Origin of the sequence: Paraflavitalea sp. CAU 1676, assembly GCF_029223285.1 — a bacterium.
Classification (GTDB): Bacteria; Bacteroidota; Bacteroidia; order Chitinophagales; family Chitinophagaceae; genus Paraflavitalea.
The window spans coordinates 237,272-257,204 of record NZ_JARHUJ010000002.1; the positions used below are offsets into that span (position 1 = coordinate 237,272).

Annotated in this window: 16 protein-coding genes and 1 tRNA gene; 4 read left to right on the forward strand and 13 right to left on the reverse strand. The window is 47.6% G+C overall.

Annotated features, from left to right (window positions below; genetic code table 11):
- Positions 1–129: 129 nt before the first annotated feature.
- On the forward strand, positions 130–495 hold the full coding sequence (locus P2H89_RS05735) for a helix-turn-helix domain-containing protein (protein WP_275825613.1): 366 nt from the start codon (positions 130–132) through the stop codon (positions 493–495).
- Positions 496–752: 257 nt separating this feature from the next.
- Here the strand turns inward: P2H89_RS05735 and P2H89_RS05740 are convergent.
- The 4 genes from P2H89_RS05740 to P2H89_RS05755 form a co-directional block, all read right to left on the reverse strand.
- Positions 753–826, reverse strand: a tRNA-Pro gene (locus P2H89_RS05740).
- Between the two features lie 174 nt (positions 827–1,000).
- On the reverse strand, positions 1,001–1,567 hold the full coding sequence (locus P2H89_RS05745) for a hypothetical protein (RefSeq protein ID WP_275825614.1): 567 nt from the start codon (positions 1,565–1,567) through the stop codon (positions 1,001–1,003).
- A gap of 57 nt (positions 1,568–1,624) precedes the next feature.
- Complete coding sequence (locus tag P2H89_RS05750) at positions 1,625–2,386, reverse strand: response regulator (protein WP_275825615.1); 762 nt, start codon at positions 2,384–2,386, stop codon at positions 1,625–1,627.
- Positions 2,387–2,396: 10 nt separating this feature from the next.
- The gene (locus P2H89_RS05755) at positions 2,397–5,510 is read right to left on the reverse strand and encodes a sensor histidine kinase (protein WP_275825616.1); all 3,114 of its coding nucleotides are present in this window, start codon (positions 5,508–5,510) and stop codon (positions 2,397–2,399) included.
- Positions 5,511–5,714: 204 nt separating this feature from the next.
- Between P2H89_RS05755 and P2H89_RS05760 the strand changes: the two genes are divergently transcribed.
- Both P2H89_RS05760 and P2H89_RS05765 read left to right on the forward strand, forming a co-directional pair.
- Complete coding sequence (locus tag P2H89_RS05760) at positions 5,715–7,091, forward strand: T9SS type A sorting domain-containing protein (protein WP_275825617.1); 1,377 nt, start codon at positions 5,715–5,717, stop codon at positions 7,089–7,091.
- Positions 7,092–7,120: 29 nt separating this feature from the next.
- A complete protein-coding gene (locus P2H89_RS05765) occupies positions 7,121–9,118 on the forward strand; it encodes a tail fiber domain-containing protein (RefSeq protein WP_275825618.1) in 1,998 nt (665 codons plus the stop codon).
- Between the two features lie 15 nt (positions 9,119–9,133).
- Here the strand turns inward: P2H89_RS05765 and P2H89_RS05770 are convergent, their stop codons facing one another.
- The 5 genes from P2H89_RS05770 to P2H89_RS05790 form a co-directional block, all read right to left on the reverse strand.
- A complete protein-coding gene (locus P2H89_RS05770; protein WP_275825619.1) occupies positions 9,134–9,967 on the reverse strand; it encodes a helix-turn-helix transcriptional regulator in 834 nt (277 codons plus the stop codon).
- Positions 9,955–10,890 (reverse strand): LysR family transcriptional regulator, encoded by a 936-nt coding sequence (locus P2H89_RS05775; protein WP_275825620.1) that lies wholly within the window; start codon positions 10,888–10,890, stop codon positions 9,955–9,957. Before P2H89_RS05775 ends, P2H89_RS05770 begins: the two co-directional genes overlap by 13 nt.
- Positions 10,891–11,129: 239 nt before the next feature.
- Positions 11,130–12,830 carry a sigma-54-dependent Fis family transcriptional regulator gene (locus tag P2H89_RS05780; protein ID WP_275825621.1) on the reverse strand — a complete coding sequence of 567 codons (1,701 nt, stop codon included), beginning with the start codon at positions 12,828–12,830 and terminating at the stop codon, positions 11,130–11,132.
- Positions 12,831–12,839: 9 nt separating this feature from the next.
- The gene (locus P2H89_RS05785) at positions 12,840–13,091 is read right to left on the reverse strand and encodes a response regulator (RefSeq protein ID WP_275825622.1); all 252 of its coding nucleotides are present in this window, start codon (positions 13,089–13,091) and stop codon (positions 12,840–12,842) included.
- A gap of 10 nt (positions 13,092–13,101) precedes the next feature.
- Entirely contained in the window at positions 13,102–15,573 is a 2,472-nt protein-coding gene (locus P2H89_RS05790; RefSeq protein ID WP_275825623.1) for a sensor histidine kinase, read from the reverse strand.
- A 414-nt stretch (positions 15,574–15,987) separates the two neighbouring features.
- Here P2H89_RS05790 and P2H89_RS05795 point away from each other — a divergent pair, with 414 nt between their 5' ends.
- Positions 15,988–16,629, forward strand: a complete 642-nt coding sequence (locus P2H89_RS05795; RefSeq protein ID WP_275825624.1) for an antibiotic biosynthesis monooxygenase — start codon at positions 15,988–15,990, stop codon at positions 16,627–16,629.
- A 41-nt stretch (positions 16,630–16,670) separates the two neighbouring features.
- Here P2H89_RS05795 and P2H89_RS05800 read toward each other — a convergent pair whose 3' ends face one another.
- From P2H89_RS05800 to P2H89_RS05815, 4 genes are read right to left on the reverse strand one after another with little or no spacing between them, the layout of a single operon-like run.
- A complete protein-coding gene (locus P2H89_RS05800; RefSeq protein WP_275825625.1) occupies positions 16,671–17,324 on the reverse strand; it encodes a hypothetical protein in 654 nt (217 codons plus the stop codon).
- A gap of 38 nt (positions 17,325–17,362) precedes the next feature.
- Positions 17,363–17,665 (reverse strand): putative quinol monooxygenase, encoded by a 303-nt coding sequence (locus P2H89_RS05805; protein WP_275825626.1) that lies wholly within the window; start codon positions 17,663–17,665, stop codon positions 17,363–17,365.
- A 16-nt stretch (positions 17,666–17,681) separates the two neighbouring features.
- Entirely contained in the window at positions 17,682–19,049 is a 1,368-nt protein-coding gene (locus P2H89_RS05810; protein WP_275825627.1) for an NAD-dependent succinate-semialdehyde dehydrogenase, read from the reverse strand.
- Positions 19,050–19,101: 52 nt separating this feature from the next.
- A complete protein-coding gene (locus P2H89_RS05815; protein WP_275825628.1) occupies positions 19,102–19,914 on the reverse strand; it encodes an alpha/beta hydrolase in 813 nt (270 codons plus the stop codon).
- Positions 19,915–19,933: the final 19 nt, after the last annotated feature.

Here is a 19,933-nt window from a genome sequence, read left to right on the forward strand (position 1 = left end):
TATTAGCAGCACGCTGAGTAAAGATTTCAAAAACATATATTTATTTTTACTGGCAAATTTGAGGGGAAACGGCTGCCGTAACAATACCTTACCAAAAAGTAGGCTTCGCTTCCTACTAGTCCATGAATTATGATACAATTAAATAATAAGACCTATACCTGTCCTGTTGATGTTACGCTTGAATTCATTAGTGGTAAGTGGAAGTTGTTGATCCTTTCTCATCTTCATCAGTTTGAGCGCAAAGGCTACAGCGCTATCCGGGAAAACCTGCCTGGCATTTCAGAAAAGATGCTGAGCCAGCAATTGAAGGAGCTTGAGAGGGACAAACTGATAGAGAAAGAAGTGCTTTCAAAAAAGCCGCTTCGGGTAGAGTACTATTTAAGTGCAGACGGGAAATCACTATCTCCGTTATATGAATTCATCAGTCAATGGGGTATAGATTTCCTGAAAAGGCACGGAATAGACTACGTTAAGGACCAGCATTTGTACAAATGACAGCTTGGTTGATTTCATTGCAAAGTTGCCCTCCAGTATTACCCAAGAAAACCCGCCCGATTTCATCGGGCAGTTTTGTTTTTTCGTGTGGACTGCTAGATTACCGGCGGTGATCTAGTCGCCCTTAGGTATTACCCAAGAAACCCTGTTTCGACTTCGTCGAAACTGTTTTGCTTTTTCGTCCACTCACCCGAGCAAGCTCGCTTCGTTGCCGAAAAAGCAAAACCCGCAGCTTTCGCTGCGGGTTTCTTGTTTCGTCGGGACGACTAGATTCGAACTAGCGACCCCTTGCACCCCATGCAAGTGCGCTACCGGGCTGCGCTACGTCCCGAAACCTTTTACAAAGTTACGAACTACGGGCTTCATCAGCAAGTAGTTACGATTGGGGGTGCAAATGTAATCCAATTTTTGATATTTCCCGAAAAAGGGAGGAATTTTTGCCAGAAAAAATCCCTAATTCTCTCTACTTCAGGCTGGAAGCGATTTTTCAACAGGCAAATAAATACTACTGCTTATAGCTTATTGTCTCGCCATTGTAGTCAATCTCATACTTGCCGCCGCTGAAGTCAGTTAATTCAATGTGGGAATTGTGCATTTTAAAGGGAGTTCCTCTATCAAGGCAAACAAAAATATCTGTTCCGCTATAACTCCAAAGCAAATTGCCTTTTCTGTCGATTCTTGCAACTGATATTTCTCCATGCGTAATGTATGAATCCTGATACTTGTGAATTGAAAAACAGGTGGCCCAGTCCGCTTCTGCCATCCAAATAAGATTAAGTTCAGGAATTGATAGGCAAAACACAGTATTACAACATCTGGTAATTAAATTGTCTCCGTCAATCAGGACTGCGTCGGACGTTACTGAAGTGGCACCAGCATCAGCGAGCAGAATGGCACTCGTAGTTTTTACACTGTCACGATAAATAATGATTGCATGTTGCGAAACTGACGTATAGCCGTTGCCAGCCCGATAAACTTTTTCGTATGACGTTGGGCTGTCTGAAGTTTCTGTGAACGAAGAATCGTCAAATACTTCAATTGTTAGATCCTTGTGTTGTAATGCCACTCTCATTCGTTCCCAATATAATGCCTACTTTATTATACTATTGTTCTTTTTTCACATTGTTGTTCAATACTTATAAAACGCTTTGATCTTACCGAGAAAGATGTCCTTTTTACGCCGGCTCACTTCCACTTCTTTATCATTGGACAGTATCACCGATCCTCCCTCACCGCGCAGGTACTCCTTTACATGCAGCAGGTTGATGAGATACGATTTGTGAATGCGCACAAACCCAGCATCCGACAGCAGCTCCTCGTATTCATGGATTGGTTTTGCAGATACCAGGTGATGCTCATCCGTGAAATAGAACCCGGTATAACTGCCCGATGCTTCGCAAAACAATATATCCTTCAACTCCACCACCTGAAATCCCTGCAAAGAGGGTATGCATAATTTCATTTCCTGCTGAGCAGGCGGTTTGTGCAGGTTGTGCAACAGCGTATGGATATTATCATTGATCGCATTGACAGAGATCCTTTTTATCGCCCTCTTTACCGCACCTATTAATAGATCTTCATCTATTGGTTTCATTAAATAATCTACCGCACTGTAGCGGAATGCCTGCAAAGTGTATTGGTTGTGCGCGGTAACGAAGATGATCTCAAATTGGATGGCTTCCAATTCGGCCAGTAAGTCAAACCCCGTTTTGCCAGCCAGGGAGATATCCAAAAATACCAATTGAGGTTCCAGCAGCTCTATTTTCTCTTTGGCCCCCTCTGCATCGGTACATTCCGCCACTACTTTTAACTCCGGGCAATATTCGTGCAGCAATTTGCGCAATGTATTTAATCCTCTTGGTTCGTCGTCTACCAAAATTGTTCGTATCATCGTGAACAGGTTAAAGGTTGAATTTCAAAATGGCAATGGTGCCGCTTTCGTTGCTTCCCGGGCTATCGGATCTATCTATCATTGAAAGTGATGCATTCATTTTATACTTTTCGTTGAGCACCGCCAGCCTCTCCTGTATATTGGCGATGCCCAGTGAACGATGGGCAGAAAGGTTGACTGTCTTTTTTTTCAGTGATTGCAGGTAACCCACGCCATTGTCCTCAATTTCGCAAATCAGCATACCGCCCGATCTATAGAAACGAATTGCTAGTTTTTTGTCGCCTTGTATTGGACGCACTCCATGCCAGATGGCATTTTCCACCAATGGCTGCACCAGCATCGGAGGCATTTGAACATGGTCGGGTATGTTGTTACTGGCATCGATGGTGTAGGAAAAATCAGCAAACCGCAGTTGCTCCATCTCCAGGTATTGCTGCAGGTGGTTGATACATTGGTTTACCGAGATGAATGTTTGCTGTGATTGTTCGAGATTGGTCCTGATCAATTGTGCAAATTTGCTGAGGTAGCGGCTGGCGTTTTGCTTTTCGTCGTCCAGTATCATTTCCTTGATACTGTTGAGCGAATTAAAGATGAAATGCGGGTTCATTTGGGCATGAAGCGCCTTTATCTCCAGTTCGGCCATCTGCGTATTGATCCGCGCTTTTTGCCGGATATCGTTGATCCTTTTTTTGTAAGCGAGCCATAGGGCCAACCCGGCCAGCGATGCAACAACAGCTAAAAACCACGCATTTTGCCAGAAAGGCGGACGGATGTACAAGTCTATTTCCCGTACCTGTGAGGGCCAACTGTTGTTATTGATAGCAACTTTTACCTGCAAGCGGTGTAAGCCCGGTGTAAGGTTGCTGATGATGATGCTTTGCTGTGAGCCTGTTTCATGCCACTCTCCGAACCTGTCCCGATCGGCGTCATTGTCGGCAAAGCGATAGGCGAACTGTTGCTGATAGGCATCGGTAAAATTGATGGCTGCCAGGTTTACGACTATACTGTTTTGGTTGTGGGATAGTTCTATTTTATTGCCAGGGTGGTGTATTATATCTCCTCCATGCGTGTCTATGCTTTCAATAAAGAAAGCCGGCGGCGCATTATTTTTGACGAGGCTGTCGGGATTGAACCGGACAATCGTATTATTGAATCCGCCATACAGTTGCCGATGGAGTGTATCGTAATAAAAGGAATAAGCGGTAAAGGCGCCTTCGGGCATATCATCGGCTATGCCAAATACTTCTATGTGTTTAGAGCGGATGTCATAACTGGCGAGCCCGCTTTCCGTGCCCAGCCATAGCTTGTTGCCGTGCAGGTGTACAGCTCTTATGGTATTATCGGGCAGTCCCTTGCTGCGGGTAATGTGCTCAATGATCTTTTGCGAAGGATCGTATATGGCCAGGCCGTTCCCGGCAGTAGCGATATATATGTTGCCACGCCCGTCAAAAGCCATCGCATTCACTTCTTTTCTGGCCGTCCTTATCTTCGGTAGTGTATCGATCAATGCATCAAATTGGGCTGTCCCTGCATTATACCGGCTGGCTCCATGGCCTGCGAACCAGATATTACCCCCGGGATCTTCGGTTATATACATTGGCGCAAGGATATTGAACAACCTATTGCCACTGTAATCGGCTTCGGTAAAGGTTTGCTCACCGGCCTTGCGGACATAAAATCGGTTATTCTTGTTGGCTGTTACATACCAGGTGCCGTTTGAACCATATAGTTGCCAGCTCACCCAGTTGTGGGCCATATCCCAATCCGGCAGGTTGACCTTTTTGTGTTGATAGTTATGGGTATTGATGCCGATCAGCGGACCGTACGTGCCTGCATATACACTATCGCCCCGCAACGACAGCAGATTAAAAACGATATTGGCATCATTGCCATATTGTGACAGGTCTATTCTTTGCACCGATTGCCCGCTACGCCGGTCGAACACATATACACCTTCGCCGGAAGAGGTGGCGAATATTTTATCATTGGCGATGGTCAGCATGCGTATCGCCGTATTGCTGCCGGCCGTTCGTTGATCGCGTTGGATGGCTATCTTTTCAATACTGCCGGTATTCTTTTTCTGCTGAAGCAAGCCATTATCGGTTCCAATCCATAAGCGGCCCTGCCTGTCGGTCAACATGGCTGTGCAGCGATATCCGGGTAAATACAATGCAGGAAGGATGGTGTAGGCGCTTGTCTTTTTATCGTAGTGCAAGCCGTAAAAACCTTTTTGTAAACCTGTAATGATCTGTGTTGAATCTGTAAGGCGGGTGATCTTGCTGCGCCAGCCAAAAAGTTTGTTTAACCCTGATAAGGCAGTTTGTATAGGGTGTTTTTTCTTATCCCGATGATCGAACCAGGCTAATTCGGTTGCCTGCTCTGCGATAACGCTAAATGCGTTGTTATCGCTGTGCATAAAATGCACCAATTGTTTTGCCGAACCGATCTGCTGGTATAAGGGGCTGTCTTTTTCTCCGATTGGGTGCCAGTCTTTTTTTGAAACATAGTAAATATAGGGCCCGGCTATGGTGGCTATTAATAACACTCCGGACTGTGGCGTAATGATACCGTCGCTGCGGCCAAATGGGGCATCCAGTTTTTCTGCGTCTTCCGGTTTGAAATGATCATACCGAAATACCAGTAGCCCGTTCTTATCAAAATGGTAGAAGCCTGAGGATGTGAGCACGAAGGTGTTGCCGGCCTCATCACCCGCGGTGCCGTAAACGTGGTTTTCAATATAAGGCCGGTTCAAAGGACCCGGGGGCACGATGAGGTTTCGTTGCTGCAGGGTCGTGGTATTAATGATGTGCAGGCCATTGCGGGTGGCCGCTGCCAGTTGATGGGGGCCTGTCCATTTCAGTTGCTTTACCTCATCGGCAGGCAGGCTATGCCGGCCGCTATCGGAATAGAATTTTAAGAAGTGGTTGCCATCAAAACGGTTCAATCCTTTCAGGGTTGCTATCCAGATGTATCCGTACGCATCCTGCGTAATGCCCAGTATGCGGTTGTCGCTGAGTCCGTCTTTGACTGTATAGCGGGTAAAGTCTTCTTCTTCAAAAGACTGCGCCTGCAATGAATTGCCTCCATACAACAGGATGAATAATATGATGATAAGACTGCGCAAGTTAGTTTAGTGGGGTGTCACCAATTGTGTCCTTAAATGTAGCCCGTTACCGGCAATCCTAAAACATTAAAAGGCCGTTTGCCGAAGAAAAAATGAAAGCCGCCGATGGTAAGATGGCGCGTTTTGCCCGGCTGGTTATACCATAGTTTTATTGGTATAGTCCCGTCCCTGCCATTATCAGCTAACTGTAAACCCTGCTTCACGATGCGTGTTGTTTTTGTTACCGACAAAAGGTCAATCGCCTGGCGGCTTGCCCTAACCGGAGTTCTCCTGGCAATTTCCCTGTTGTGTGCGGGCCAATTATATATAGGCCCCGGCGCGCAGTTGCAGGTTACCGGTAATGCGAGCCTTACGCTGAAGGATATGGACTTAGTTAATAACGGCCAGTTTTTGGCCGGGAACGGCACCTTCTATTTTTCAGGAGCAGGGAACTTTTCAGTTCGGGGTACGCAACCTGTACAATTTTATTCGATCCAGATCAATAAAGACCCAGGTGCCCGCGTCCTACTTCAGCGGCCCATTGGCATTTCCAGCCAGGTATTGTTTTCCCAAGGGCTGGTTGACCTCAATGGGTACGACCTTGACCTGGGCAGTACGGGACAGCTTGTGGGTGAATCGGAGAACAGTCGCCTTATTGGTGCCGCCGGAGGTGAAGTGTTGTTCACTACCACGCTCAATGCCCCGGCCAATAGCAACCCCGGCAATCTGGGTGCCCTCATCAGCAGCTCCAGGAACCTGGGCAGTGTACTGGTTAAAAGAGGCCACAAAGCTCAAAACCTCACCGGAAGTAGTTTACTACGTTATTATCATATAACCCCGACCAATAACAGCAACCTGGGCGCCACGCTCAGGTTCTCTTATTTTGATGGCGAGCTCAACAATCTTCCCGAAAACGACCTGGTTCTGTGGCGCAGCGTGGATGGCCTCAGTTGGCTTGATCAGCGGCGTACTGGTTTCAACGTTGCGCAGAACTATGTAGAAAAGACCGGCATCGATGCCTTTTCCATATGGACGCTGGCCGTTGCTTCGGTTTCGCTGCCGGTGGTTTTTACGGGCTTTCATGTTCAGTGCGACGATGGCCGGGCCCTCCTGCACTGGAAGACGGCGCAGGAAAGCAATAGCAGTCACTTTATTATTGAAAGAAACAGCGGTGCGGGGTGGATGGGGCTCGGTCAGCTTGTAGCAGCGGGTAATAGCAGTGTAGAAAAAAGCTATGCCTTTGCCGATCTTAACCCGGTGGAAAAAGCACAATACCGTATCGCGCAGTACGACCTGGACGGCCGGGTGACCTACACTTCGGCCGTTATTTTCAATTGTGCCTTGGCGGAAGTTTGCCAGGTTGGACCTAATCCCTTCCTACAGACATTTACCCTGCGCATCCAAAGTAGTCGCAACGACCAGGCCTATATAAAGGTGATGGACGCCAGGGGAGTGGTGGTAGTGAAGAGGTCGGTCAATTTGCTAAGGGGCGTCAATCAATTTGACGTGGACCTGCATCAAGCTGCTTCCGGAGCCTACCTGCTTACGATAGAATGGGTAAACGACCGGCAGTTAAAAACCATTCGCCTTGTAAAACAGTAATAAAACAACCAAGACCAAAACCCGGAGATATGAACAGAATACTGCTAGTGATGATGCTGACTATCGTTTCGACAGCAGGCATTGCCCAAAACGTTGGCATTGGTACAACCACCCCACATGCCAGCGCTGCCCTGGATATCAAAAGTACCGTAAAAGGATTGTTGATACCCACTATGACCGAAACGCAGCGCAACGCCATTCCTTTACCAGCCACCGGCCTGCTTATTTTTCAAACGGATGGCACCGCGGGTTTCTATTATAACAGCGGTTCTACGGCTACGCCCAGCTGGACAGGGTTCGGAGCTACCGGCAGCGGGTGGCAGATGACCGGTAACAGCGGCACCAACCCCACGATGAACTTTATCGGTACGACTGATCTGCAGCCACTTCGTTTCCGCATACAAAATGTGAATGCCGGCATTATCGACAGCGCTTCCAATAATACAGCCATTGGTTTCCGCTCGCTGGATTCCATTAGCACAGGCGTTCACAATACCGCTATCGGTATCAGCAGCCTGATCAGCAATGCTGTCGGCAGCTACAATACCGGACTTGGTAGCTTTTCATTGCGGTTCAATACCACCGGCGCCTATAATACCGCCAATGGTTATGTGGCTTTGCGTTCCAATACGACGGGTAGTTACAATACTGCGATGGGTGCTTTGGCACTTTATGCCGTTACAACGGGAGAATACAATAGCGCCAGTGGCTTTTCGGCGCTGCGGAATAACAGCACCGGCAGGGAGAATACGGGAACCGGCGCTTTTGCGCTTACCCAAAATACAACCGGCTACGGTAACACGGCCCTGGGGTATGGTGCATTGAGTGCCAATACCAGCGGCGCCAACAACACAGGCATAGGATCGTATGCGCTTTTTTACAACCAAACGGGCATCAATAATCTGGCTGCGGGCAGCAGGGCTCTTTTTGTCAATACGACCGGAAGTTCAAACTCTTCTTTCGGGAACTTTTCATTGATGTCCAACACAACAGGCGAGGGGAATATAGCGGTTGGCATATCGGCTTTAATGAACAATACGACCGGCAATAGAAATGTGGTCATTGGCAGCTATGCGGCCACTAATGGCAATGGCGACCTACGCGTGGCCATCGGCGATTCGTCGTTGTACAGCAATACTGCGGGTGCCAATGTTGCCATCGGCGCCCAAACTGCGCCGTATAATATCAACGGATCAGGAAATATTTTCCTGGGCTTCCGCTCTGGCTATGAAAGCACCGGTGGCATTGGTAATATTTTTGTTGGCAGTTATTCAGGACAGAAGGCCGGTTCCAGTGCAGCCTACAATGTAGCTATTGGACACCAGTCGTTGCAAAACAATACGGGCGGATATTACAATACCGTGGTGGGTAATGGTGCCGGACAAAATGTTTCAAGTGGCAATTCTAACACGATCATTGGAGACGGTGCCGGCAATGCTAATACCACCGGTAGTTTCAACACGTTCATCGGGCAGGGCGCTAATGTAAGTGATGGCAGTTATACCAACGCTACTGCCATTGGTGCACAGGCTACGATAACGGCGAGTAATTCCATGCGCCTTGGCAAAGCTAATATTGCTGTGTATTGTACCAGCCTGTTCCAAACCAGCGATGGACGGTTCAAGAAGAATGTTACCGAAGATGTGCCTGGTCTGGATTTCATCATGGGACTGCGGCCTGTTGCGTATCAATATAAAGCTTTTGAATTGGACAGATTTGCCTTACAAAAGAGCCCCGCCCGCCAGGCAAACCTGGTATCATCCGATTACACCGATGCAGAAAGGGTGGTACATACCGGCTTTATAGCCCAGGAGGTAGAAAAGCTCATCAACGATAAGCATATCAATTCGGGCATGGTGCACAAACCTGCCAGCGAGAATGATAGTTACAGCATTGCCTATGGACAATTGATAGCTCCTTTGGTTAAAGCCGTGCAGGAGCAGCAGCAGGTGATCGATCTATTGCAAAAGGAAAATGAAGCGCTGAAAAAGCGACTTGAGAAGATTGAAGCGCTGCTCCTGAAATAAAAAAGGGACCTGCATTCATGTTGTTTCCCGGGTGACCTCTCTGAAGTTTTTGCCGGCTACTTTCTTAAAGTACTTGCTGAAATGCGATTTGTCTTGAAACCCCAGGTCGTCGGCAACTTCTTTCAGGCTTGCGCCTGACAGCTTCGCTTTTTTTACAGCTTCCATTACAATTCTTTGCCTGATGAGCGTGCTGACCGATTTGCCGGTTTCCTGCTTGATCGTATTGTTCAGGTAATTAGGCGATATACAGAGCAGGGCTGCATAATCCGCTACTTTTTTGTTAGTCTTGTAGTGTTGCTCCAGCAAGAGATTGAATTTATGGAGGAGTGAAAAACGAGGTGATTGGAAGATGTTGAAAAAGCTGTCGCCAAGGCATCGTAGCAAGTAAAGCAGGAATACGTTCAGGAAGGCTCCTAATATTTCCATTCTTAAATGATGCTCGCGTCTGAACTCCTGCAACATCATCTCGCAAAGTCTGTTGCCTTCCTGTAAGAATGTGTCGCCGATCTGAACGGCCTTTTCGGCAAGGCTGCGGGAATGGAACACTGAAAACCAGGCGAAATTGAAATCTGCATTGGTTCCACACAACAAGGCCCGGTTGAAATGGATCGCATATCCCTTAGCGCCTGCTTTGATGCTTACCCGACGGTTTTCATTCAGATCGTTACAGTAGAGACTGTTGGGACCAACCAATACCCGACTTCCCCCGGCCTGGATTTCGACTTCACCATTCAATAGCAGGTACAATCCAAATACCTCATCTTTTGAGTCATTAGTATACAAAAGGGCGGTTTCCGTGAGGGTATCAATCCTGAAAAAGGCGCGTTGGTTTATAATCAATACTGACATGGCACAAGATTTACTCCATCTGTTTTGGAAAACCAGTTCTGTATCAGGATTTGTTCAAGCTGCTTGATCTCTCTGGCGTGAACCGACCTGTTCCGTTTGCTGCAATACAGCGTATTTTCAACATAAGGGCTTCCTTCCCAAGCGAGTTTGATGTGCTTGGTTTCGATCGCGTGCCGGCAAATGAAGTCGGGCATGACGGCAAATCCATGGCCATTGCGAAGGCAACGGAGAATTGATCCAAAATTAGGTACGATATAATTGGGCCTGAAATCGGGCTGGCATTCGAAATTGGCCAGCCAAAAATCCCGCAAATAACCCATATCCGCACCGGCCGTAAACCAAACCTGTTCTCTGAGCCATTGCCTTACATCCGCCCTCTTACCGGTAGATATCAGTACCTGCAATCCTTCGATGTCAGTGTCGGTATTACAAACGAGGACGACACGCTCTTTTGCAAAAGGAGTGTATTCAAGAGTGGATTGGTGCCCCTTTTGAGGTGTCAATACAAGATCGAGTGCACCGGTTTCCAGCGCGTGCAGCAGCTGTTCATATTCACCAAATTTCAAGATGAGGTTGAAGGGTAATTTAGCGATATGTTCTTCCAGTGTGTGGCCAAATGCATCAAATCCCATACCGATGCCGATAGTCGGTTTGTCTTCTTTAGAGTTTCTGCAGAATACCTGTTCTGCCTGCACGAGGTTGTTTAGCGATTCGATGATGTAATTGTACAGGATGGTCGCACGTTCGGTTGGTATCATCTTCCTGGTGTCGCGCTCAAACAGTCGATGGCCGGTATAAGTTTCAAGCGATCTTAAGTGCAGGCTTACGCCAGGTTGGGAAATGAAAAGTTCCTGCGCTGCTGCAGACAAGTTACCGGTTTCGTAAATAGCTTTAAAAGTTCTAAACCATTCGAGGTTCAACATAAATAAGCGTTTTAATGATCGATACCAGCTCTGATGTCAGGCGGTTAACAGCGTCTGCTATTGCTATGCCAGGGAAGATATTTCTGGAGTGTATTCGCGAAGAAATTTGCAATTGCTTGATATATAAATAATTCTGCGACCCGCTAGTAGACAAGGAGGGATGAGGCAGGAATTGAAACTCCAAAAGGATTGGAGCACGAAGTGTAGTAGCGTCCAATCTTGTTGGAGCTTGATGCCAATTACTGATTGGTAAATTCGTTTCTTTGTATGTTAAGCTTATGTATCCTGGCTTCCAGTGTAGTAGGTTTAAGGTTTAACAAGGCTGCTGCCCCGTTTGCACCGCGGATACGCCCGGCTGTCCTTTTGAGAATGGAAATAATATATTCTCTTTCCGATTCGATTTGAATACGTTTTATATCGTCAAGTGATTGAACATCCGCTTTCGGGGTTGATTCCCTGGCAGATCCCGTAAGACTTCGCTTCAGTTCCAATGCAGCGTTGCCGTCAGAAAGTATGATCGCCTGTTCTATGACGTTCTCCAGTTCACGGATGTTGCCCGGCCAGTCGTAAGCAATCATTTCTTCCATCATAGTTGCGGCGAAACCGTTGAATCTTTTATTGAACGCAGAGCAATTCTTTTGGGCAAAGTAGATTGCCAGGGCTTTTATATCACTTTTCCGGTCGCGCAGCGATGGTAATGTTATAGGGAAGACATTCAATCTGTAATATAGGTCGAGCCGGAAATTGCCTGCCGCTACTTCCTGCTCGAGGTTTCGATTGGTGGCTGCTATGATACGAACATCGACCTTGACAGGGGCCATGCCGCCCACGTATTCAATTTCCTTTTCCTGCAGAACACGCAACAACTTTACCTGCATGTCGAGGGGAAGTTCTCCAATCTCATCCAGGAAAAGAGTACCTCCTGCAGCCAGCTCGAACCGGCCCTTGCGTTTTTCTGTAGCGCCGGTGAATGCGCCTTTTTCATGACCAAACAATTCCGATTCGATGAGGGTAGGGGGGATTGCCCCGCAATTTAATTTTATAAAGGGGCCAGCCTTCCGGGAAGAAAGCAGGTGTATGGATTGTGCTACCTTTTCCTTGCCCGTACCGCTTTCTCCAAGTAGTAAAACCGATGTGTTGTAGGGGGCCACCTGGATGGCAAGATCCAATGCGGCCAGCAAGAGATGGTGTTTCCCGATGATATGGTGAAACTCCGGTCGCTCGGCAGCCTGCGTGAGTGACCCTGCTGTAGCGCCCGATGAGATATTGGAAGCCTGGTTACTTCCTTCCGTAAGCGCTTCAGCGGTTTTTGTAATACACGTTCCTAAACGGTTCAGCAAGGCAATATGATTATCAGTATATATACCTTGCTGGCGGCTGTAGAAAAAGTAATGGAACGATAACCCATTACCCATACTTACCGGGAATACCAGAAAGGACTTTATCTGAAAGGTATCGATCAGGGTTTTCTGCAGCGAAGGTACAGGTAGCTTCCCACTGTCTGTTTGCTCCTGGTAGATAACCGGCCTGGGGTCTGTATGGCTGTTGGCAAGTATGACAGAAAGGGCCGTCCTTTTTAGATTAGCAATGGTTAACAGTTCGTCTTCTCCGATAAATTGATATTCATTTAATCCAATACGCAGCCAGGCTTTGTCATTGAATGGCCCCATACTAAGCGGCCTAAGGCCGCTGGCGATGAGGTCGAATGGGATATAAGCCTGAAAGATCCTTGCAATCTCCAACATTTTCTGCTGGCTGTTCTGGCCCGCCTGGCTCGTCGCCAGGAGCTGTTGTTGCAACAGGTTTTCTTGTTGTGACTTTGCTTCGAGGCTTTGATAATGCCGGTACCAGGCAATATCCAACATCACCTGCAGGTCCTTTTTCCTGAATGGCTTCACGAGGAATCCATAAGGTTCTGTTTTCTTTGCCTCTTCGAGCACTTGCCGGTTTTAATTGGCCGACAAATAGATAAAACCAATATTCTCCGTTCTTAGCATCCTGGCTATATCGATCCCGGTTAGTTCTCCCTGCAGCCTGATATCAAGTAAAGCTAAATCAGGTCTGTCATTCCGGACGATCTCTGCTGCTTCTGCGGCTGTGGCCGCTATGCCCACCACTTCATAGCCAAATCGTGTTAACACCTGCCGCAGGTTGTTGGCTACGATGTATTCGTCCTCCACTATTAGCATTTTCTTCTTCATAGGCATTGGGTTAAGCTATGGCCAAAGAACCATGTAATAATTGATTCCTGAGCGCGGCAAATTTGATTGCAATACGTAAGCCCTGGTTACTTTCCATAGTAAAGCTGCCGTTCAATTGCCTTGTAAGTCCCTGCATGAGATCAAGCCCCAGTGATGCATGTGATTTGGGATCAAATCCTTCAGGAAGCCCTATGCCATTGTCAGCTATCTCCAACGACAGGGAGTGGTCTTCCGACCGGTGCAAATGGATCCTGACAACTCCTTTCCTGCCCATCGGAAATGCGTATTTGATGGCGTTGACAATACATTCGTTAATGATGAGGCCAAGCGGAATGGCCTGGGAAACATCGAGATCAATTGGTTCAACTGAGCGCTCAAAATGGATCTGGTTGCCTGTATCGAAGCTGTCCTGGGCATAATGAACGAGCTCATTAATGTACTCGGGCATGGCAATGGTAGATACATCTTCTGATTGATACAACTTCTGGTGGATAAGCGCCATGGCGTGAACACGCTGCATATTTTCTTCAATCGCGGCCAGCGCCGCATCGTTGTCGATATATTCAGACTGGGAGTCGAGCAAGCTGATAACGATCTGGAGATTGTTTTTGACGCGATGATGGATTTCTTTCAATAGCCATTCCTTGTCACTTAACAATTGCTGTAGTTGGCTGTTTTTCTCAGTGATCACTTCGTTGCTTTTCTTTCTCAGGCGATTTTGGCGATATAACAGGCCCGCTATGATCAATGTTCCTATAATGCCGGCGATCGTCAGATCTTTCATAATAGCTGCTTTCTCAGAATTGGCTTTTTCCAGTTTTGATTGCTGCATCAGGGAGGTGATCTGGTTTTCTTTTTCATTCATCTGGTAAACCACCTGCAGTTCTTCCGCCTGCCTTGTCTTGGATATTCTAAAACTGGAGTCAAGCAATTGAGCGTATTTCTTATAATGGCCCACGGCCGCCGCATGGTCTCCAAGTGCCGAGTCAATGTATATCAACGAGCGGTACAAACTAATACTGGAGACCAGGGCAGTACTGATAGGACGGGGGGAGTTAAATTGTTTTTCGAAATATTGGCGGGCTTTCAGGTACTCTCCTTTTGCCAGGAATAATTGGCCCCATTGCACATCGATCTCAAACCTTCGCATCGGACCGATATACATGGCTATGCCTTTTTCTAATTCATCCATTTTCCTGATCTCCATTTCTGCCTCATCGAGCAATTTCAGATTCAAATAGCAACTGGAAAGTAACAGGTGGTAGGCAAACCGATCCGAAAATGTGGTTGGATAGCCTATCTTATCTGCAATATCGCGAGCAAGGTCCAACGCTTCCTGACTACGCCCTCTTTTACCCATGTATTCGACTACATCATTTAGAATTCGATAGCCCGAAGGATTGCGGTCGGCGACAAATCGGTGCAGGGATCTTTGCGACCAATAGAAGCATTCCTCCTCCCTGCCTTCCAACTCCATCATGGCAGCCATCCGGGTATAAAAATAGCACCAGGCCAGGCTGTCGCGGGTGGCTTCTGCGGTCCTGATCGTTTGGTAAGTATATCTCAGAGGCTCTCCGAACTTTCCCTGGAAGAATGTAATCGTGGTAAGTGCCTGCGAATTATAATGTGTATAGGGGTACCCGATCTTTTCCGCCAGTTCGAGGGCTCTTGACAGAATATCATAGGCAGCCGGCAAATTGCCGGCAATAACCGATAAATAGCCGAGATCAGTGAGTGCATTGATCTCGCCTTCGAAGTTGCCAAGGCTATCGTATAAGGCGGCTGCCTGCTCCGCATCGTTCATCTTTTTCTGTATCGTGTTGGCCCTGGGTGGCGTGAACTTACTTCTGTAGGCCAATGCCCTGGCTTCCGTATCCCGGTCGCCGGCTATCCTGCATTGTTTGATCAATTCCTGGCAAGTCGAATCAGCCAGTTGTTCATTTCCTAGCGAATACACTTTAACCAGCAAGCCCAGGGCCACCCTGGTCAATTTATCTTCCCGGAGAGATTTACTTTCGTTGATAGCCCGTGTAAGGAAATACTCTACACTGTCTTTGTGCCTATAATAATTATAGGGTTGAAAAGCATAATAGGCGCCCAATAATAAAAGCTGGAGCAAATGTTTTTTGCCGGTAGTATTAGCCAGTAACCGTTTGCCTGTACCTGGATCCTGCCGGTCGAGCCAGTTAGATTGCGCGGCCAGGTCCGGATCGTCGATCCCTTCGGCCAGCAGGGAATAGCGGCTTATGCCCATGGTGCGACTGGCGACCTGTATACAACTGTCTATGTCTGCCTGCCCTTCTTTCGCCACAACCAGGTAGGTGGCCCCCAATAGCAGGTTCAATCTTTGCCAGGAGGGTTTGTCTTCACTTCGTGGATGGAAGGTGTAGCCCGGAATAGTAGATGGTGCTGGAATTGGAGCTTGTCCCATGAGGGACAGGATCTGGAAGAGAAACATGGAAAGGAGAATCACCCGGAACATAATATCCTTTTAATGGTCATCATACAAGGAAGGACTTTCAAAGGATGATCGATTTAAAGTACAATGATCAATTGGCAGGATAGCTCCATGGGTACAATTAGGGAAAGCTAACGAAAAATGTTTAATATTTTACTTTTTTCTTGTGCTTTCGACAATAATTCGCGCTGTTGAATGGAAAATTGTTATTCTCATTGACTTTTCTACATCTATTATCAGAATAATAAGAGCACCTATTACGCGACTTATTTGTTCCGGGAACAAGTTCTTGCCATTTTTGTCGTCAGGCTACGATTGCGTATTTCACCATCTATCGATTTTATTATGTTTCAACGATGGAGAAGGACTGTTTTATCCATAACAGCTAACCTAATAGGAACAGAATGCCGGGCTTCGGATGATCCAATGGCCGTGGTCTTGACACGATACCAGGTAAAGGCGGCTCGCCAGGACGAGTTTATGCAGGTGTTGAGGGGGTATGTTTCCAGCTCATTGCTGGAGGCGGGAAACGTGATGGCGGCCGCTTATTCCGAGCATGGAGACCCCTCTGTTATTTGGGTAGTGGAGCGATGGACCAATAAAGAATATTATGCAAAAAATGGAAAAAGCCCGGCAGCACAGGCAGTTACTTTATTAGCCAGGACCGGATTGTCTGCACGTGTGGAGAAGATGTATTTAAAAGACCTGGGCCTGTTTTCGGGAAGTGATGTCCACCGGGTTGCCGCGGGAGTAGAAAATCCATTGATCATTATGTTGATCGTAGACGTAAAAAGGAAAGAGGAAGATCAGTTCAGGCTCATCAATCACGCAGCGATAGCTACATTAGGCGCAGAACCTGGCTTACTCTCTTTTCGGTTTAGCCAGGATTGTAACCGTAAGGGAAGGTTCGTCATTCACAAGGAATTTCACGACAGACAGGCATTTCAAAGCCATTTGAAAAACCCTGGTATTGCACCGGTAATCAGGTTCCTGCAGCACTCTGTCAGGAAACCTCCCTTCGAGAAGAAATACCATCATCTCATTGAGTTGGCACCCCCGGACCTCCGCGTTAATCGTTAGTGCCACAAAAACAACTGAATGAACCTATGGGCGCCTGATCTTTAAAATTGCCAGGTACAGGCAATGAAAAACAGATTGAGCGGGCCTGCGTACCGGTCCTGTTGCCTTACGAAGGTTACATCAGCCAGCCACTTTGCATTGAGATCGCTGCTGATTCCGAAAGCAGCGCGGTTTCGCACAACACTTTTTACGTTAAACAGGTAAAACACCTCATCATAGGCATACAGCTTTGTGGTGGCTGACCAGGTTTTGAATGCCCGGTTGATCCGCAACCTGTTTCGATAATAATGTCTAGACTGAATGCCAGTTGTCCACCTGTTCCAGATCATATTCCTGTCCTCGATCAGGAGGTTGCTACTTTTCACCTGGAAGATCACGGCGTTCATGAGGTAGTGTTCCCAAACGCGCGGCACTGTTGGCCTTTTTTGCAAGGCATAGATATAGGCCGGGTTTAGTATGACATGCTTATTCAGCGTGATAAAGCCTTGCGGAAAAAAGATACCCATCCTGTAATAGTTATTGTACCCCAATTGGGCAACCAGCCGAACATTGTTGGCCGGCCGCCAACTGGCGGCCGGCATCAGCCAGGCCGCAGAAGGCGTGCGTTTCTGACCGGTAGCGCCTTGCTGCTTTACCAAGACCAGGAGTATGGACAATAAAATGGCCAGGAGCGGAGATTTAATCGAATAGCCCATGGCTGATCACCAGGTTAACTTACTTAATGAGCGGTACCTTATTCTGTTATCGGAATGGCGAGCGTAACTTCCCGCTGGTCAAGTAAGGGAACTATCTGTTCTATCACCAGCAACTTGAAGTGTTCGGAACTGGTATGCGCTTTTTGTGCCACTTCATCCGTATATCCCTCAAAAAGAAGCAGGGTGTTTTCGTCCGCCTTGCTTTGATGCACCATATAAAACAGGTTTCCTGGTTCCTGAATGGTCTGTGAACGTACCACCTTTAGCAGATCCAACACAATTTCGAGGTTTCCCTCCTTTACTTTCCATTGGGCAAAGACATGTATGGGTATTGTTGCCATGCTGTTAATTTTAGAGCTATTTGATGTATACCGTTTTAATGTTGACAAATTCAAGGATGCCGAAGGAGCTCAGTTCTCTGCCATAACCTGAATGCTTGATGCCGCCGAAGGGTAGGCGTGGGTCCGACTTCACCCGTTCATTGACATAGCTGGAACCTGCGTCGAGTTCAAAGCGGGCTATTTGTTCGCCCCGGATGGTGTTCCGGGTAAATACGGCTGAACCCAGGCCAAATTCACTATCGTTAGCGATGCGCAGCGCGTCGGCCTCATCCTTCGCAAGGATGATGGATGCTACCGGTCCGAAGAGTTCTTCGTCGTATGCCGGCATGCCGGGTTTTACATTGGTCAGGATAGTAGGCGGGTAATAAGCATGATTGCCCGCTGCTATAGTTCCGCCCAGGATACAGGTAGCTCCTTTTTCAATGGATTTGAGTACCTGTGCATGTAACTCATCCCGCAGATCGGCACGTGCCTGCGGACCAACATCTGTTGACCTGTCGAGGGGATCGCCGAGTACTTTACGTTGCATTGCATCAAGGAACAATTTAATAAAAGCTTCCGCTACCGGTTCAACTACAATGAATCGCTTGGCTGCAATACAACTTTGCCCGCTGTTGATGAGCCGGCTGTCGACACAGGTGGCTGCGGCCAGTTCCAAGTCTGCATCGGCCAGCACCACGTAAGCATCGCTACCACCTAATTCCAATACGACCTTTTTAAGTACCGAGCCTGCCTTGCCGGCCACCTGGATGCCGGCGTTGTTGCTGCCCGTTAATGTAACGGCCCTGATGGCAGGATGTTCGATCACCTGATTTACGAGGTTACTGCTGATGAGCAATGTTTGAAACACATGGGGCGGAAATCCTGCTTCTTGCACAATGTCTTCGATGATCAAAGCACAGCCAGGTACATTAGACGCATGTTTCAACACACCGCAATTGCCAGCTGCCAATGCTGGCGCCAGGAACCGGAATACCTGCCACAAGGGGAAGTTCCAGGGCATCACAGCCAGCACTATCCCTAGTGGTTGAAAGCTGGCGTAGCTTTTGGAAGCTTCTGTTTCAATGATGCGGTCCGCCAGGTGAACAGGTCCTTCCGCCGCATAATACGCGCAGCACTCCGCACATTTCTCCACTTCTGCAAGCCCTTGCGAAACAGGTTTGCCCATTTCGGTGGCCATCAAAATGGCCAATTCCTGGCTACGCTTTCTTAGTACGCCGGCCATATTATTAAGGTAAGTGCTGCGCGTTTCGTGGCTCGACCTTCTCCAACTCGCCCATGCATTTTGGGTCTGGTCAATCTTTTTGAACGTATCCTCGATCGTTAAGGTAGGGTAAGTCTTGATCTCCTGGCCATTGGCCGGATTGATGGAAACGATAGGCATACCAAATGGTTTTAGATTTTACAGAACTGTTCACTGCAAAGGCCCATGATCACTATTGTTCGCTGGCCGCCCGTAAGATGACTTCTGCAACTATTTCGGGTTTTGATAGCATGGCAACATGACTCGTAGGAAGATGATATGTTTTGGCTCCGATATTTTTTGCCATCTCTCTTTCAAGCTGGGGAGCAATGATATGGTCATTGTCGGACACGATAAAGTAGCTGGGTTTGTTTTTCCAGGCAGGATTGGACACTTTAGCGGAGATGGTGCTCACGTGAAACCGGCCCTGGCCAGCGGCTATGAGCTTCGCTTCCTGCTCGGGAAGGTCCTGTGCAAAATGATTGATGACGTCTTTCTCTTTTAGTCGTATAAATCCATCCGTTACTATTGGATCGGCCAGCCCCGGAACATTCTGTAACTTCCTCACTTCAAATGCATCTTTATTGATGCTCTCAATACTTTGCCCTTCATCCGGCGCAAAGGCAGCCACATAGACGAGTGAACTGACTTTTTCGTTGTTGCCAGCCTGTGTGATGACAACGCCTCCCCAGGAATGGCCTACGAGCACTACTTTGCCCTGCACTTCTCCGAGAGCCCGCTCAACGAAGGCTACATCATCTGACAGGGAAGTGAGTGGGTTTTGCACGGCGATCGCCTGGTAGCCATTTTTCTGCAAAATGGGGATCACTTTGTTCCATGACGACCCATCGGCAAATGCGCCATGCACCAGTACTATGGTTGGTTTGTTTGCTGTAGCTGAATGGAGCGTCATACGATTGTTGTTTTTGAAGGTAATAAATGACGAACTGGTTGCCAGCAGTACGGTGGCGGCTGTTAACACCAGGAAGATCTTCCTTGATTTCATATTCCCTGTTTTTTGGATT